Annotated in this window: 11 protein-coding genes; 2 read left to right on the forward strand and 9 right to left on the reverse strand. The window is 65.9% G+C overall.

The window, feature by feature from the left end; genetic code table 11:
• Positions 1 to 43: 43 nt before the first annotated feature.
• From AB4Y63_RS12645 to AB4Y63_RS12655, 3 genes are all read right to left on the reverse strand, one after another.
• A complete protein-coding gene (locus AB4Y63_RS12645; RefSeq protein WP_441791401.1) occupies positions 44 to 1105 on the reverse strand; it encodes a hemolysin family protein in 1062 nt (353 codons plus the stop codon).
• On the reverse strand, positions 1102 to 2517 hold the full coding sequence (locus tag AB4Y63_RS12650) for a hemolysin family protein (protein ID WP_441791458.1): 1416 nt from the start codon (positions 2515 to 2517) through the stop codon (positions 1102 to 1104). Before AB4Y63_RS12650 ends, AB4Y63_RS12645 begins: the two co-directional genes overlap by 4 nt.
• A 140-nt stretch (positions 2518 to 2657) precedes the next feature.
• Positions 2658 to 4097 carry a GuaB1 family IMP dehydrogenase-related protein gene (locus AB4Y63_RS12655; protein WP_441791402.1) on the reverse strand — a complete coding sequence of 480 codons (1440 nt, stop codon included), beginning with the start codon at positions 4095 to 4097 and terminating at the stop codon, positions 2658 to 2660.
• A gap of 134 nt (positions 4098 to 4231) precedes the next feature.
• Between AB4Y63_RS12655 and AB4Y63_RS12660 the strand changes: the two genes are divergently transcribed.
• Both AB4Y63_RS12660 and AB4Y63_RS12665 read left to right on the forward strand, forming a co-directional pair.
• Positions 4232 to 8002: a multifunctional oxoglutarate decarboxylase/oxoglutarate dehydrogenase thiamine pyrophosphate-binding subunit/dihydrolipoyllysine-residue succinyltransferase subunit gene (locus tag AB4Y63_RS12660; RefSeq protein WP_441791403.1), complete on the forward strand. Its 3771-nt coding sequence runs from the start codon at positions 4232 to 4234 to the stop codon at positions 8000 to 8002.
• 161 nt (positions 8003 to 8163) lie between these two features.
• Entirely contained in the window at positions 8164 to 9888 is a 1725-nt protein-coding gene (locus AB4Y63_RS12665) for a cation:proton antiporter (RefSeq protein ID WP_441791404.1), read from the forward strand.
• 30 nt (positions 9889 to 9918) lie between these two features.
• On the opposite strand, the gene AB4Y63_RS12670 is transcribed toward AB4Y63_RS12665, so the two are convergent.
• The 6 genes from AB4Y63_RS12670 to AB4Y63_RS12695 form a co-directional block, all read right to left on the reverse strand.
• Positions 9919 to 12084: an MMPL family transporter gene (locus AB4Y63_RS12670; protein WP_441791459.1), complete on the reverse strand. Its 2166-nt coding sequence runs from the start codon at positions 12082 to 12084 to the stop codon at positions 9919 to 9921.
• Positions 12085 to 12171: 87 nt separating this feature from the next.
• Positions 12172 to 13071, reverse strand: a complete 900-nt coding sequence (gene pucL / locus AB4Y63_RS12675; protein ID WP_441791405.1) for a factor-independent urate hydroxylase — start codon at positions 13069 to 13071, stop codon at positions 12172 to 12174.
• 2 nt (positions 13072 to 13073) lie between these two features.
• Positions 13074 to 13439 carry a hydroxyisourate hydrolase gene (gene uraH, locus AB4Y63_RS12680; protein WP_441791406.1) on the reverse strand — a complete coding sequence of 122 codons (366 nt, stop codon included), beginning with the start codon at positions 13437 to 13439 and terminating at the stop codon, positions 13074 to 13076.
• On the reverse strand, positions 13436 to 13933 hold the full coding sequence (gene uraD / locus AB4Y63_RS12685) for a 2-oxo-4-hydroxy-4-carboxy-5-ureidoimidazoline decarboxylase (RefSeq protein ID WP_441791460.1): 498 nt from the start codon (positions 13931 to 13933) through the stop codon (positions 13436 to 13438). The genes uraH and uraD overlap by 4 nt, the downstream gene beginning before the upstream one ends.
• A 73-nt stretch (positions 13934 to 14006) precedes the next feature.
• Positions 14007 to 15407, reverse strand: coding sequence for an allantoinase AllB (gene allB / locus AB4Y63_RS12690; RefSeq protein WP_441791407.1), 1401 nt, complete (start codon positions 15405 to 15407; stop codon positions 14007 to 14009).
• Positions 15408 to 15415: 8 nt separating this feature from the next.
• Positions 15416 to 16228 (reverse strand): bifunctional allantoicase/(S)-ureidoglycine aminohydrolase, encoded by an 813-nt coding sequence (locus AB4Y63_RS12695; protein ID WP_441791408.1) that lies wholly within the window; start codon positions 16226 to 16228, stop codon positions 15416 to 15418.
• Positions 16229 to 16248: the final 20 nt, after the last annotated feature.

The following is a 16248-nucleotide window of genomic DNA, read 5'->3' on the forward strand; positions in this document are numbered from 1 at the left end:
CGTCGGGGCGAGACCCTCAAGGCATGCTCAGTGAACCCGCCGCTCAGTCGCGACGCGTCGCATCCTGAACCTCACCGACGAGTTCCTCGATGATGTCCTCCAGGAAGAGCACACCCGTCGTCTCCCCCTCGGCCGTGAACGACCGGGCCAAATGGGCGCCGGATGCCCGCATCGTCGCCAGGGCGTCTTCGAGATCGGTGTTCTCGAAGATCGACACGAGCTGCCGGATGCGCTTGCCAGGGATCGGCGCGAAATAGCCACCGGGTTCGCCGTCTTCGTCGGTCTCGGAGTCGAGGTCGAGCACGTCCTTCAAATGCACATACCCGGTCGGTTCCCCGGCGGGGTTCACCACGACGTAGCGGGAGAAGCCGTGCTTGGCCACTGCGCGCTCGACGTCGGCGGGCGTTGCTTCCGCCGGCAAGCTGATCAGCTTGTCGAGGCGCACCGCGACATCCTTCACCTTGAGCGTGGTGAATTCGAACGCGGCGCTCAATGCGCCGGTTCCGTCGCTGAGCACGCCTTCGCGCGTCGACTGGCTGACGATGGTCGCCACCTCGTCGAGCGTGTACGTGCTCGTCGCCTCATCCTTCGGTTCCACACCGAATAGACGCAGCACGGCGTTGGCGCTGGCGTTCAGCATGATGATCACCGGCTTGAAGATGCGTCCGATGAACACCAATGGCGGTGCAAGCAACAGCACCGCGCGGTCGGGCACCGAGAACGACAGGTTCTTCGGCACCATCTCTCCGAACACGACGTGCAGGTAGGTCACGATCAGCAGAGTGATCGTGAATCCGATCGTCCCGATCGCCTCCTCGCTCAACCCGGTCAGGCCGAGGGGAATCTCCAGCAGGTGGTGGATCGCCGGTTCCGAGACGTTCAGGATGAGGAGCGAGCAGACGGTGATGCCGAGCTGCGTTGTCGCGAGCATCAACGTGGCGTTTTCCATCGCCCAGAGCGCGGTCTTCGCGCTCCGTTTGCCGGCTTCAGCCATCGGTTCGATCTGCGAGCGGCGCGCCGAGATCACGGCGAACTCGGCGCCGACGAAGAAGGCGTTGCCGAGAAGCAGCACGACCAGCCATGCGATTCCAGCCCAGTCGTTCATCGGTTCCCCTCCTTCTTCTGCGTATCGTTCTTCGTCGCGTTGTTCTTCGTCGCGTTGTTCTTCGTCGCGTTGTTCTTGATCGCGTTGTTCTTGATCGCGTTGTTCTCGTCAGGTTCCGGTTCGGGAGCAGGGGTGAACCGCAGTCGGTCGATGCGCCGCCCGTCGAGGCGTTCGACGCGGAGGGTTCCGGCGTCGATTGTGACGACATCGCCCACGACCGGAAGCCGGCCGAGCTCACTCATCACGAATCCGGCGACGGTCTCATAGGGACCGTCGTCGGGAACCGAGAGTCCGGCGCGTTCCAGCACCTCGTCGGGGCGGAGCAGGCCGGGGAACGTCAGGGAGTCCTGCGAGCGCACCACGCCGGCGCGGGTGCGGTCGTGTTCGTCGGCGACCTCGCCGACCAGTTCCTCGACGAGGTCTTCGAGGGTGGCGACTCCGGCAGTTCCGCCGTACTCGTCGACGACGACGGCCATCTGGTAGCCGCGTCCCTTGAGCTCTCCGAGCAGGCTGTCGAGTTTCATGGTCTCCGGCACGCGAATCGCCTCAGACTGCAGGGCGGACACCGGGACATCCGCTCGGCGATGCCGGGGCACGGCCACCGCCTGCTTGATGTGCACGATGCCGACCACGTCGTCGACGCTTTCGTCGATGACCGGAAAGCGGGAGTACCCGGTCTGCCGGGTCAGGTCGATCACGGCCTGCGCCGAGGCGGTGCGATTGATGCTTGCGACGCGAGGGCGCGGGGTCATCACATCGGATGCCGTGTGCCCGGAGAACAGCAGGGTGCGGTGCAGCAGCGTCGCCGTGTCTTTCTCCAGCAGACCCGCGCTGGCCGAGCGGCGCACGAGCGACGACAGCTCCTCAGCCGTGCGGGCACCGGAGAGCTCTTCCTTCGGTTCGATGCCCATCGAGCGCAGGATGCCGTTCGCACTGCCGTTCAGCACGAAGACGACGGGTTTGAACACCGTCGTGAACGCCGTCTGAAACGGCACCACAAGTTTCGCGGTCTGGATCGGCAGAGCCAGGGCGAAGTTCTTCGGCACGAGTTCACCGATGATCATCGAGACGAGAGTCGCGATGACCACGGCAAGTACCGTCGCGGTCACCGGAATGACAACTTCCGGGAGGCCGACGGCGGTCAGCGGCGGTGTGAGCAGGGAGCTCAGAGCCGGCTCCATCGTGTAACCGGCGAGCAGGGTCGTCAGGGTGATGCCGAGCTGTGCGCTCGACAGATGCGTCGAGGTGATCTTGAGCGCGGCGATGGTCATCGACAGCCGGCTCTCACCGCGCGCTTGACGTGCCTCGAGATCGGAACGATCGAGATTGACCAGCGCGAACTCGCTGGCGACAAAAAGGCCCGTGCCCACGGTCAGGATGAGTCCGATGCCGAGCAGAATCCACTCAAACAATGCGCTCACCGCCGCAGCTCACGGGCGAAGGTCTATGACTGGGGGAACTGGCAGAGGGAGGGTCATCCATTGTTCGGCAAGTATATCGACCGGTTCCGCGCAGAACCTGCACGCTTACCGGAGGTCGTGTCCCGTGGCCCCTACCAAGAAACCGGCAGCGCTTTCCCCTCTTCGTACCCCGCTGCCGATTGGATGCCGACCAGCGCTCGCTCGTGAAACTCGGTGAGCGTGCTCGCCCCGGCATAGGTGAAGGAGCTGCGCACCCCCGAGGTGATCATGTCGAGCAGATCTTCGACCGACGGCCGCAGCGGGTCGAGGTAGATCTTCGAACTGGAAATCCCCTCCGCGAACAACGTCTTGCGGGCGAGTTCGTAGGCGTCGAGCCGCTCGAACCTGTCATGCACCGCCTTCGTCGAGGCCATCCCCCAGCTCTCCTTATAGAGGGCGCCGCGGGAATCGGCGTTGAGCGTGCCGGGAGCCTCGATCGTCCCGGCGAACCATGAGCCGATCATGACCGAGGATGCCCCGGCCGCCAGGGCGAGGGCAACATCACGCGGGTAGCGCACCCCGCCATCGGCCCAGACATGCGCCCCGGCGTCGCGCGCCGCCGCCGCCGTCTCCAGAACCGCCGAAAACTGTGGGCGTCCAACGGCCGTCATCATGCGTGTCGTGCACATGGCACCGGGGCCGACACCCACTTTCAGGATGTTCGCACCTGCGTTGACCAAATCCGCCACCGCGTCGGCGGTCACCACGTTTCCGGCCACAATTGGCAGGCCGAGATCGAGGTCGGCGACAATGCTGAGTGCCCTGAGCATCCCTTGCTGATGCCCGTGGGCGGTGTCCAGCACGAGCACGTCGACTCCGGCAGCGGCCAACGCCTTCGCCTTCGACGCCACATCTCCGTTGATCCCGACGGCCGCCGCCACCTTGAGCCGGCCCGCGGAGTCGACGGCGCTTTCGTACAGCGTCGCCCGCAGGGCGCTCTTCCGGCTCAGGGTTCCGATCACCGCTCCGTGATGCATCACCGGCATGAAGTCCAGGTCGGCCTCGGTCATCAGGTCGAACGCGCGGCGGGGTCCGTCGACATCGTCGGCGTCGATGGAAGCCAGGGTGCCGTGCAGCAAGTCGCCCAGTCTCGCGTCGGGCAGCGCGGTCGCCAAACGCGACGCGACGATGCAGCCGAGATACTCGCCGGCCGCGTCCCGGATGACCAGGCCCTGGCCGTCAACGGGCGGAACCTGGCGCAGCGCCGCCTCGACAGTGTCGTCCGGCCCGAAATGAAACGGGGTGTCGAACTGCGGCGACTGGTCCTTGACCCAGCGGATCGCCGAATCCAAATCCTGCAGGTGCATATCCTGCGGCAACACGCCGAGGCCCCCGCGACGGGCCAAAGCCGCAGCAAGACGCGGCCCGGTGACCGAGTTCATGTTCGCCGACACGATCGGAAGCGTGGTGCCGGTGCCGTCCCCCGGAGCGAGAGAGACGTCAAGGCGGCTGGTCACGGCCGACTGGCTCGGCACAAGAAACACGTCTGAATAGGTCAGATCATGACTCGGTGCTGCTTCGTAGAACCTCATGCAATTGAGGCTAGCCCTCCGCGTCGGTGACCGCAGCAGCTTGGGATTGGATTAGGCTTGACTGGCATACTGAACCGGCGATTTTCTGTCGCCTGGGGCATCCAGAATCAACGGAGAGAGTGGGCGATCGGGCTGTGCCAAGCCAGTTGACCGGTGGAGGATCCGACGAAACTACGTCGGGCGAATTCGGAGCGAATGAGTGGCTCGTTGACGAGCTATACGAGAGGTATCTCGTTGACAAGAACTCGGTAGACCAATCCTGGTGGCCGGTGCTCGAGAGCTACCACCAGACCGCGAAAAACAAGGTTGCCGGCGCACCGGATGGTGCACACGCAGCGTCTGCCGTCGCAGCGCCCAGTGCGGCAGCTCCTGCTTCCGCACCGACTGCAGCGCCCGTCACTGCACCGATCTCGGTGATCGGCAGCCAGCCTGCCGCGCGCACCACGTCTGTCGCACCGAAGCCGGAGCCGGTTCCGGCCGACGCTCCGATCACGAGCCCGCAGAAGATTGTGCCGGCCGCGACCGACGCCCCCGAGCTCAAAGACGTCGTCACACCGCTCCGCGGTGCGTCGAAGTCTCTCGCCACGAACATGGCTGTCAGCCTCACCGTGCCGACCGCGACGAGCGTGCGCACCATCCCCGCGAAGCTTCTGATCGACAATCGCATTGTCATCAACAACCACATGAAGCGTGCCCGTGGTGGCAAGGTGTCGTTCACTCACCTCATCGGCTGGGCATTGATCCGCGCCCTCAAGATGTTCCCGAGCCAGAACGTCTACTACGACGAAGTCGACGGAAAGCCCTCAGTGATCGCCCCGGCTCACGTCGGCATGGGTCTCGCCATTGACATCCCGAAGCCTGACGGCAGCCGCGCCCTGATGGTGCCGGCGATCAAGCGCGCCGACACGATGACCTTCGGCGAGTACCTCACCGCCTACGAAGACCTCGTCGCCCGCGCCCGCAAGAACAAGCTGACCGCCGAAGACTTCTCCGGCGCCACCATGTCGCTGACCAACCCCGGCGGCATCGGTACCGTTCACTCGGTCCCGCGTTTGATGAAGGGCCAGGGCTGCATCATCGGCGCCGGCGCCCTCGATTACCCGGCCGAGTTCCAGGGGGCCAGCCTCAAGACGCTGACCAGCCTGGCCATCTCGAAGACCATCACGCTCACAAGCACCTACGACCACCGTGTCATCCAGGGTGCAGGGTCCGGCGAGTTCTTGAAGATCGTTCACGAACTTCTGATCGGTCAGCACAACTTCTACGAAGACATCTTCGCGGCCATGCGCATCCCGTATGACCCGATCCACTGGGCGCCCGACATCAGCGTCGACCTCGCCAGCGCGGTCGACAAAACCGCTCGCGTGCAGGAACTCATCAACGCCTACCGCGTGCGCGGTCACCTGATGGCCGACATCGACCCGCTCGAATACGTTCAGCGCTCACACCCCGACCTCGACATCGCGAGCCACGGTCTCACCTTTTGGGATCTCGACCGCGAGTTCGTCACCGGCAACTTCGGTGACCGTCGACGGATGCCGCTGCGCGAGATCCTCGGCGTGCTGCGCGACTCGTACTGCCGCACGACGGGCATCGAGTACATGCACATCCAAGACCCGATCCAGCGCAAGTGGGTGCAGGAAAAGGTCGAGAAGGCCTACGAGAAGCCCACGCACGACGAGCAGATGCGCATTCTCGGCAAGCTCAACGAGGCTGAGGCATTCGAGACGTTCTTGCAGACCAAGTACGTCGGGCAGAAGCGGTTCAGCCTCGAAGGCGGCGAATCGACCATCGCACTGCTCGACGCGATCCTGCAGGGCGCCGCAGAGCAGCGCCTCGACGAGGTTGCCATCGGCATGGCGCACCGCGGCCGTCTCAACGTGCTGACGAACATCGCCGGCAAGACCTACGGTCACATCTTCCGTGAGTTCGAAGGCACACAAGACCCGCGCACGGTTCAGGGTTCCGGTGACGTCAAGTACCACCTCGGCACCGAAGGAACCTTCCGCGGCGCCAACGGCGAAGAGATCCCGGTCTACCTCGCCGCCAACCCCTCGCACCTCGAAGCCGCCGACGGCGTGCTCGAAGGCATCGTGCGGGCCAAGCAAGACCGCAAGCCGATCGGCACCTTCTCGACGTTGCCCATCCTCATCCACGGCGACGCGGCAATGGCCGGCCAGGGCATCGTCGTCGAGACCTTGCAGATGTCGCAGCTCCGCGGCTACCGCACGGGTGGCACCGTGCACATCGTGGTCAACAACCAGGTCGGGTTCACCACCCCTCCCGGCGAAGGCCGCAGCTCGATCTACGCCACGGACGTCGCCAAGACCATCCAGGCGCCGATCTTCCACGTCAACGGGGATGACCCTGAAGCTGTGGTGCGCGTTGCCGAGTTGGCATTCGCCTACCGCCAGGAGTTCAAGCGCGACGTCGTGATCGACCTCGTCTGCTACCGCCGCCGCGGTCACAACGAGGGCGACGACCCCTCGATGACGCAGCCGCTGATGTACAACCTGATCGAGGCCAAGCGGTCGGTGCGCAAGCTCTACACCGAGGCTCTCGTCGGTCGTGGCGATATCACCGTCGAAGAATACGAAGCCGCGCACCGGGACTTCCAGGACCGCCTCGAGCGGGCCTTCATGGAGACCCACGCCGCACAGTCTGAGTCGATCCCGGTGATCACCGGTTCGTCGGCCAACAGCCTCGGCCTCCCGGTCAGCCAGGACCAGGACGACGCTGCGGGCGAGCCGGAGACCACCGGCGTTCCCGAGAACGTCGTCGCCCTGATCGGCGATGCGTTCAACAACAAGCCGGCCGGTTTCACCGTGCACAACAAGCTGCAGCAGCTGCTTGCCAAGCGTCTCGAAATGAGCCGCAACGGCAAGATCGACTGGGCGTTCGGCGAGCTTCTCGCTCTCGGCTCCCTGCTCGTCGAAGGCACCCCGGTGCGTTTCGCCGGCCAGGATGCCCGCCGCGGCACGTTCGTGCAGCGTCACGCCGTGCTGCACGACCGGGTCAACGGCCAGGAATGGCTGCCGCTGGCCAATCTCTCCGACAACCAGGCACGGTTCTGGATCTACGACTCGCTGCTCAGCGAGTACGCCGCCATGGGCTTCGAGTACGGCTACTCGGTCGAACGCGCCGACGCCCTCGTGCTCTGGGAAGCCCAGTTCGGCGACTTCGCCAACGGTGCGCAGACCATCATCGACGAGTTCATCTCCTCGGCCGAGCAGAAGTGGGGTCAGCGCTCGAGCGTCGTGCTGCTGTTGCCGCACGGCTACGAAGGCCAGGGCCCCGACCATTCGTCGGCTCGCATCGAACGATTCCTGCAGCTCTGCGCCGAGAACAACATGACTGTTGCTCGTCCGTCGACTCCGGCGTCGTACTTCCACCTGCTGCGTCGTCAGGCGTACATGCGTCCCCGCCGCCCGTTGGTCGTCTTCACCCCGAAGGCGATGTTGCGCCTCCGCGGCGCAACGAGCGACATCCCGGCGTTCACCAGTGGCAAATTCGAACCGGTCATCGATGATGCGCGCATCACCGACAAGAGCGCGGTCAAGCGGGTTCTGTTCATGGCCGGCAAGCTCTACTACGACCTGCTCAACGAGTTGGAGAAGAACCCCAACCCCGAGATCGCACTTGTGCGTATGGAGCAGTTCTACCCGCTTCCCGCGGTCGAGCTGAAGGCCGTTGCCGAACAGTACCCCAACGCCGAGCTCGCCTGGGTGCAGGATGAACCGGAGAACCAGGGTGCCTGGCCGTTCTTCTACCTCGAGACGAACAAGCTGGGCCCGCGCGCGGTTCGCCTGTTCTCGCGGGCGCCCTCTGCATCGCCGGCCGCCGGTTCAGCCAAGCGTCACGCCGCTGAGCAGTCGGAACTGATCAGGAGCGCGCTGACTCTCTAGTCGCGCAGCACGCACAGAGGCCCGGTCGATTTCGACCGGGCCTCTGTGCGTTGATCGAGGAGCTGCCGACGCAGGAGGCCGCATCTCGAGATCTCGCGAGCCAATCTCTGAACCTGAGTCGCACATGTCGGCTCGCCTCCCCCGGCCTCTAGAGTTGAGCCGTGTCTTATGCTCTCCTTGGCCTGCTCAGCCTGGTCGTCATCGTGCTGGTGTCGACGTTCGCTCGCAAGCTCGGGGTCGCAGCCCCACTCATTCTTGTCGTCGTCGGGATCGTCTGCAGCTTTCTTCCCGGGCTGCCGCCCGTCGACTTTCCGCCCGAGCTGATTCTCACCCTCGTGCTGCCGCCCATCCTCTACTCTGCGGCGGTCACGGTTCCCCTGGTCGACTTCCGCCGCAATCTCAAGGCGATCACCGGCCTGTCGGTGCTGCTCGTCATCGTCTCGGCGGTGTTGTCCGGCCTGCTGTTCTGGTGGTTGTTCCCCGAGCTCAGCCTGCCCGCCGCGATCGCACTCGGCGCGGTCATCAGTCCGACGGATGCCGTCGCCGCGACATCCATCGGCAAGCGTCTCGGCCTCCCGCCACGCCTCGTCACGGTGCTCGAAGGCGAGGGACTCGTCAATGATGCGTCGGCACTGGTGTTGCTGCGCTCGGCCGTGGCCGCAACTGCCGGGGCGGTGTCTCTCTGGCAGGTCGTCGGCGACTTCGCGTTCGCCGTCGCGGCGGCCATCCTCGTCGGCCTCGCGGTGGGCTATCTGACGGTCTGGTTCAGGTCGAAACTCGACAACCCGATCCTCAACACCACGATCTCGTTCGCGGTGCCGTTTCTCGCCTACGCGCCCGCCGAGGCGATCAATGCCTCCGGCGTGCTCGCGGTGGTGGTCGCCGGTCTCGTCACCGGGCATCGGAGCGCCAAATACTTCAGCGCCCAAGACCGCATCACCGAGCGGATCAACTGGCGCACCGTGCAATTCGTGCTGGAAAACGGCGTCTTTCTGCTGATGGGCCTCGAGCTGAAATCGCTCATCGAACAAGTTCTCGACGACGACCTCGGCGTCGACGATGCGGTATTCATCGGGCTCCTTGCCACGGTGCTCCTCATCGTCGTGCGCATTCTCTTCGTCATTCCGCTGATCGCCCTCCTGCGGCGCGATCAACGCAAAGCCGAGCACACCGAAGCACGCTTGAAAGGCATGAGACAGACCCTCGAGCAGTGGGAAGTCTCCGACGAACGGTCGAAACGCGGGCTTCGGAGGTTGCGCCGTTTCCTGACCCGCCGACAGGCCGACGTCGAGTTTCTTCGAACAGAAGGCCTCGGCTGGAAGGGTGGTGCCGTGCTCGCGTGGTCGGGGATGCGTGGAGTGGTCACTCTGGCGGCCGCGCAGTCGCTCCCGCAGAGCTTCCCGTACCGCCCCCAACTCATCCTGGTCGCCTTCACCGTCGCGGTCGTCACCCTACTCGTGCAGGGCAGCACGCTGCCGCTGCTGATCCGGCGGCTGGGCATCGTGGGCACCAGCGTCGACGCCGACCGGGTCGAGCTGGCCGGTCTCCTCAGCGAGATCGGTGAACTGGGAGCGTCGACGCTGGACAGCCCCGATCTGCGCCAGGACAACGGCGAACGGTTCGATCCAGCGGTCATTGAGTTGGTGCGACAAGACAGCCGGCTCGCCAGCGAAGCCGTGACCGAACTTGCCGCAACAGACAGCGTCGGCCCCCACGAGCAGCGGCGGGCACTGCGGCTGAAAGTGCTGCGGGCCGAACGTGCCGCATTGCTCGACGCCCGCTCGACGGGTACGTATAGTTCACGGATCACCGAGCACGCCGCGCACATGCTCGACCTCGAGGAGTCGCGGCTCTCCCAGCTCGACAACGGGACCGACGACCACTGACGGGCCCTGCACTGATCGCGCTCCGCAGCGCTACCGCCGCGCGAGCTTCGAGGGCCACCAGATTTTCGGGCCGATGTCGTACGTCAACGCCGGTACCAACAGCGACCTCACCACGAAGGTGTCGAGCAGCACGCCGAACGCCACGATGAAGGCGATCTGCGCGAGGAACAGGATCGGCAGCACCCCCAATGCGGCAAAGGTGGCGGCCAGCACGATTCCGGCCGAGGTGATCACACCGCCGGTCGCGACAAGGCCGCGCAGAATTCCCGACCGGGTGCCGTGAACGATCGATTCCTCCCGCACCCGGGTCATCAAGAAGATGTTGTAGTCGATGCCCAGCGCCACCAAGAAGACGAAGCCGAACATCGGCACCGACGGGTCGGCACCCGGAAATTGGAACAGCCCGTCGAACACCCAGGCCGCGACGCCCAACGCCGCTCCGAACGACAGAACAACGGTGCCGATCAGCAGGATCGGCGCCAGAATCGAGCGCAGCAACAGCATCAGGATGAGCAGGATCACGCCGAGGATGATCGGGATGATCAGATCGCGGTCGTGAATCGCCGTGTCGTTGGTGTCGATCGCAATTGCCGTCGTTCCACCGACCAGCACACTGCTGTCGGCATCCGTCAGCGCCGCGCGCATCGAGCGCACCGTCTGTTCGGCGGCCGGCGAGTCGCCCGCATCCTCCAGCGTTGCCTGCAGCATTGCCCGGCCGTCGATCACCGTCGGTGCGCCGGGGGGTGTGCCGGGCGGGCCGAACGCCTGCACCCCGTCGGGCGTCACCGGCAGCGTTCCCGACACTGAATCGGCGGAGATCACCGACAGGGAGGCGACACCCGCTGTGCCCAGCACGACATCCGCGACGTCCCGCAACGATTCCTCCGGAGCGATGATGATGGCCGGCTCCCCCGAGCCTCCCGGAAAGTGTTCGCCGAGAACCGCTTGCCCGTCGCGCGCCTCAGACTGTCCCAAGACGAACGCGCTCTGCGGGACCCCGTCGGCCCGGAGCTGGAACACGCCTAGGCAGGCGATCGCCAACAGAACCGTGCAGGAGATCCACACCAAGCGGGCCCGCTTGTCGATCAGACGCGCGACGCGGGGCCAGACCCCTGTCGCGTCCGGCCCGGAGACGGCCGGATGCGGGCTGCCGAGTTTCGGACGCACCGGCCAGAACGCGGTTCGTCCGGCCCAGAGCAGCAGAGCGGGAAGCAGGGTCAGGGCCGCCAACACCGCGAACGCGATGCCGATGGCCGCAACGGGGCCGAGCGATTTGTTCGAGTTGAGGTCGCTCAAAAGCAGGCAGAGCAGCGCGACGATGACCGTGCCGCCCGAGGCGAGAATGGGCTCGACCGCGCCGCGGAGCGCCACCCAGGTCGCTTCCCATTTGTGTGCGTTGTCGCGCAGGGCTTCCCGGAATCTCGACACATAGAGCAGCGAGTAGTCGGTTGCCGCACCGATCACCAGAATGAACAGAATGCCTTGGGTCTGACCGGTCAGCACCAGCAGCTCGGCCCGGGCGAGCGCCACCACCACGAGCACCGCCGCGCAGAGCGCCGCCATGCTCGTGCCGAGAACGATCAACGGCAGCAGCGGCGACCGGTAGACGATGATCAGAATGACGAACACGGCGATCAGCGCGGTGATCAGCAGGATGCCGTCGATGCCGGCGAAGGCCCCGGTCAGGTCGGCGGTCAACCCGGCCGGCCCGGTCACGTACACGTTCACGCCGTCGATCGCGTTGTCGGCGAGCGAGGTGCGCATCGCGTCAACTGTCGTCGCCGGTTTCACGCCGGTGTCGAGTGCCGCGATCACTTCGACCGCCTGGCCGTCGTCCGAGACGATGGCCGGTGAGACCCCGTCGCTCACGACTCCGGGGAGCTCCGTGATGCGAGCGATCTCGGCGTCGATCGCCGCCAGATCGGCAGTGCTGAGCCCGTCGTCGCGCTGAAAGACGATCACCGCCGGAATCGTCTCTGTTCCGCGGAACTCGCTCTGCAGCGCCTGCACCTGGGTGGCGTCGGCGCTGGCCGGGAGCTGCTGCACCAACTCGTTCTTCGACACCGCGCTGATCTGCCCGAAGGAGGCGCCACCGGCTCCGAACAACGCGAACCAGATCAGAATCAGCACGACGGGGATCACCGCGCGCAACCAGAGCGGGACACCGGAACGGGTTGCTGGATCAGACGAATTCATCACCCTGTCGAGGTTAGTCCGGTGTCGCGCCCGCACGGGTGGGGCACGCGCCTGACTTCGTGCACCGCAATGTCCGACCAGCTGCCGCTAACAGAATCCGGCGATGCCGTCCCAGGCGTTGCCCGGGTCGGATGCCCCCTCGCGTGTGACCGCGGCCTCAATCAGTCCGTATGGGCGGTCGGCCGCGAAGAAGACCTCGTTCGGATTGTCCAGTCCGAATGGCGCAAGATCCACCACGAAGTGGTGCTTGTTGGGCATGGAGAAGCGGATCTCCGCGATTTCGGGGTGTACCTCGAGCACCCGCGCACCCATGTCGAACATGGTCTGCTGCAAGGCCGTCGAGTAGTTCTCGGTGAACGCCTCGAGCAGGTGCGCCCGCACGCTCGCGTAGACGGCATTGAAGTCGATGTCGTGATCGTCATACCGCCACCGGGTCGCGACCTGGGTGGCGAGGATGCGATCGGCCGTCTCTTTCAGCGTTGTGTATTCGTCCCGGGGAAACCCCTCGAATCCCGACTGCGTCGTTTTCAGCACGGTGAGGTCCTTGAATCCGGCCAGCACGGTGGTCTGCTCGCCGTCAATGACGACGACGGCGGTACGGATCTCCCGGCCCGTGCGCACGAAGGAGTGATCGTGCGGCTCGCCATGCGCCTGGATGCGTTCCCACGCGTAGCTCTCCGCCTCCCAGCGCCCGCCGGAGACCCAGGAGAAGCTGTCTGTGAAGTGGCGCCCGAGGCGCAGCAGGAAGGCCTCCGGTGAGCCGATGCCCTCGCGGGCGAACGCGTAGACCGTGTTCTTCTGTGTGTCGGTGGCGACGACGTGGGCGTTGTCGCCGCGCAGGTGAGCCGCCACGAAATCGCCGCGCAAGTGCGAGCTCACGTTGAGGTCTTCGATCTCATGCCGCTCGGTGTCCCGAGTGACCTTGACGACGCGCACCTCGGCCTTGCCGTACTGGTTCACTCCCAGCACGATGTTGTCACGGTTCATGGTCAGCTCCCCCTGTAACTCGAGTATGCGAAGGGCGCGAGAAGGAGAGGCACGTGGCAATGCTCGTCCCCTTCCGCGACGGTGAACGTCAGGACGACCTCGGGAAAGAAGGTGTCTGTGCCGAGTGCGGCAAAATAGGCCCCGGTGTCGAAACGCAGGCGATAGCGGCCCGCCGCAACGGAGTCCGGCCCGAGGTCGGTGACCCGGCCATCGGCATCGGTGACGCCGGCGGCGATCTGCCGCCACAAGCCGTCGACGTGTTCATCGATGTGTCCATCGACAAAACCGAGGAGCTGCACGGCGACACCGGATGCCGGACGCCCCCGAGTGGTGTCCAGCACGTGGGTGGTGATCTGCGACACGCTCATGCGGCCACCGCTCCATCCAGTCGCAGCAGGGCGATCTCCCGTAGCTGCTCGGCGACGATCCGGTCCTCTTCCGACGCATCGTTACCGAGTCGCTGGCGGAGCACCGCGAGAATTTCGGCCGCGGAGCGCCCCGCGGCACAGATCAGGAAGACCCTTCCGAATTTGCGCTCGTAGGCGAGGTTTCCGGCTGCGAGCGCCGCCATGACCGCTGCGTCGGAGGCGTCGACTCCCGCCTGCTCCGAGCGTGACATCGCTGCCTCGCGGCCGTCGCCGCTCGCGTGCTCCCCGATCTTGGGGTGCTGGGCGAGGGCCTCCTCGACCTCCTCGTTCGTGAACGGGGATGCCGCGCGGCGGGCGGCCCCCATCAGGGCATCCTTCGAGGCGAACGGGCGAGCATCGGCGATCTGCTCACACCACCGTCGGACATCCACACACGGACGAAGCACCGCGACAGCACTCGGGCGGCTGGCCTCATTGAACTCCGTGAGCAGCATTGTCGGTTCAGCCCTCTCGTATCGCAGGTCCGAGGTCGCGTTGTACTCACGATGGGTCACAATGCCGTCGGCGTCAAGCATGAGGCGAGCGGATGCCGCGGCGGAGCAGTCGTCCGCGCGGCGGCTCACCCGCACTCGACAGCTCGGCGATCGGCACCCCCGCGAGGTAGGTGCGGCGCACCACTCCCCGCAGGTTCCGGCCGTCGTATGGGGTGATGGGATTCTTGTGTTTCAGCGCCTTCGCATCCACCACGAAGGTCTCGTCGGCGGCGAACACCGCGAGATCGGCGGCGAACCCAACCGCGATCTGGCCCTTGGCCTCGAGCCCGGCGTGACGCGCGGGACCAGCCGCCATCCAGTCGATCACGCGGGTGAGCGGGATGCCGCGCCGGGCGGCCTCCGTCCAGACGAGCGAGAGCCCGAGCTGGAGGGAGGCGATGCCGCCCCACGCCAGGCCGAAGTCGCCGCCTCCGGCGAACTTGCGTTCGGCCGTGCTGGGCGAGTGGTCGGAGACGATGAAATCGATGATGCCGTGCGTGAGTCCCTGCCAGAGGGCGTCACGGTTGGCCGCCTCGCGAATGGGAGGGCAGCACTTGAACGCGGTCGCTCCGTCAGGGATGTCTTCGGCGCAGAGCGTGAGGTAGTGGGGACAGGTTTCGACGGTCAGACGCACGCCTTGCGCTTTGGCCTCCGCCAGCTGCGGAAGAGAGTCAGCGGAGCTGAGGTGCAGAATGTGCGCGCGGGCTCCCGTGCGGCGCGAACGTTCGATCACCTCGGCGATGGCTGTGTCCTCGGCCTCCCGCGGCCGCGAGGCGAGGAAGTTCGCATAGTCCCGCCCGCCTCCGGTGCGGGCGCCGTCGATGACGTGGGCATCCTCCGCGTGCACGAGCAGCACCGAGTCGAGGGAGGCGATCACGCGCATGGCCTCTTCCATCTCGTCGGCCGTGACCGGCGCGAACTCGTCGACGCCGGAGTCCAGCAGAAAGCACTTGAAGCCGAACACGCCCGCGCGGTGCAGCGGCGCGAGCTCTCGGATATTGCCGGGAACAACCCCGCCCCAGAACCCCACGTCGACGAAGCACTGGCCGGCAGCGGCCGCGCGCTTGAGAGCAAGTGCGCCGACGGATGTTGTGGGCGGAATGCTGTTGAGCGGCATGTCGATGATGGTGGTCACTCCGCCCGCGGCGGCGGCCCTCGTGGCGGAGGCGAAGCCCTCCCACTCGGTGCGCCCGGGTTCGTTGACGTGCACATGGGTGTCGACGAGACCGGGGATGAGCGTCTCGTCGTCGGCGAGCTGCACAGAGGCGGCTCCGGCCAGCCCGCTACCTGCGCCGCCGCCGGGCAACTGGGCGACGGCGGCGATGACACCGTCGCGCACGCCGACCTCGGCCGCGACGATTCCCTCGGGTGTCAGCACCCGCCGCGCACGGATGACGAGGTCGAAAGCCGCGTGGGGCGCAGCTCGACTCAGCACATCTCGACTCAACACAGCCGGATCTGACGGTTGACGTCCTTGTACAGCAGGTAGCGAAACGGGCCGGGGCCACCCGCATAACAGGCCTGCGGACAGAACGCCCGCAGCCACATGAAGTCCCCGGCCTCAACCTCCACCCAGTCGTCGTTCAGCCGGTAGACCGCCTTGCCCTCCAGCACGAAGAGCCCGTGCTCCATGACGTGAGTCTCGGCGAAGGGGATGGCGCCGCCCGGCTGGAACGTGACGATGTTCACGTGCATGTCGTGCGCGAGATCGTCGGGATCGACGAACCGTGATGTGGCCCACGCGCCGTCGGTGCCCGGCATCTCGCGTGGAACCACATCCTGGTCGCGCGCGACGAACGAGCTGGCCGTGTGACCCTCAAGTGGCTCATACGCCTTGCGAATCCAGTGAAAACTCGCGGACTCGGCGCCCTCGTTGGCGAGCGACCAGTTCGCCCCCGCCGCGAGGTATGCGTAGCCCCCGGGGTCGAGCCGGTGGGTCTCGCCCTCGAGGGTGAGCGTCATCCGCCCGGCGGTGAGGAAGATCACTCCCTCGACGCCGGCCTCGGGCTCGGGCTTCGCGGCGCCGCCGCCCGGCTGCACCTCCACGATGAGTTGCGCGAAGGTCGTCGAGAAGCCTGCGATGGGGCGGGCGAGAATCCAGGATCGCGTCTTCGTCCACCCCGGCAGCGCGCTCGTCACGATGTCGCGCAGCACACCCTTCGGGATGACGGTGTAGGCCGTCGTGACGATGGCGCGGTCGGTGAGGAGCTGAGTCTGGGCGGGGAGGCCGCCCGCTGGGGTGTAGTAGCTGCTCATGAGTTCTCCTGGGGTCGCAG

Source organism: Leifsonia sp. YAF41 (genome assembly GCF_052113185.1).
Lineage (GTDB): Bacteria > Actinomycetota > Actinomycetes > Actinomycetales > Microbacteriaceae > Cryobacterium.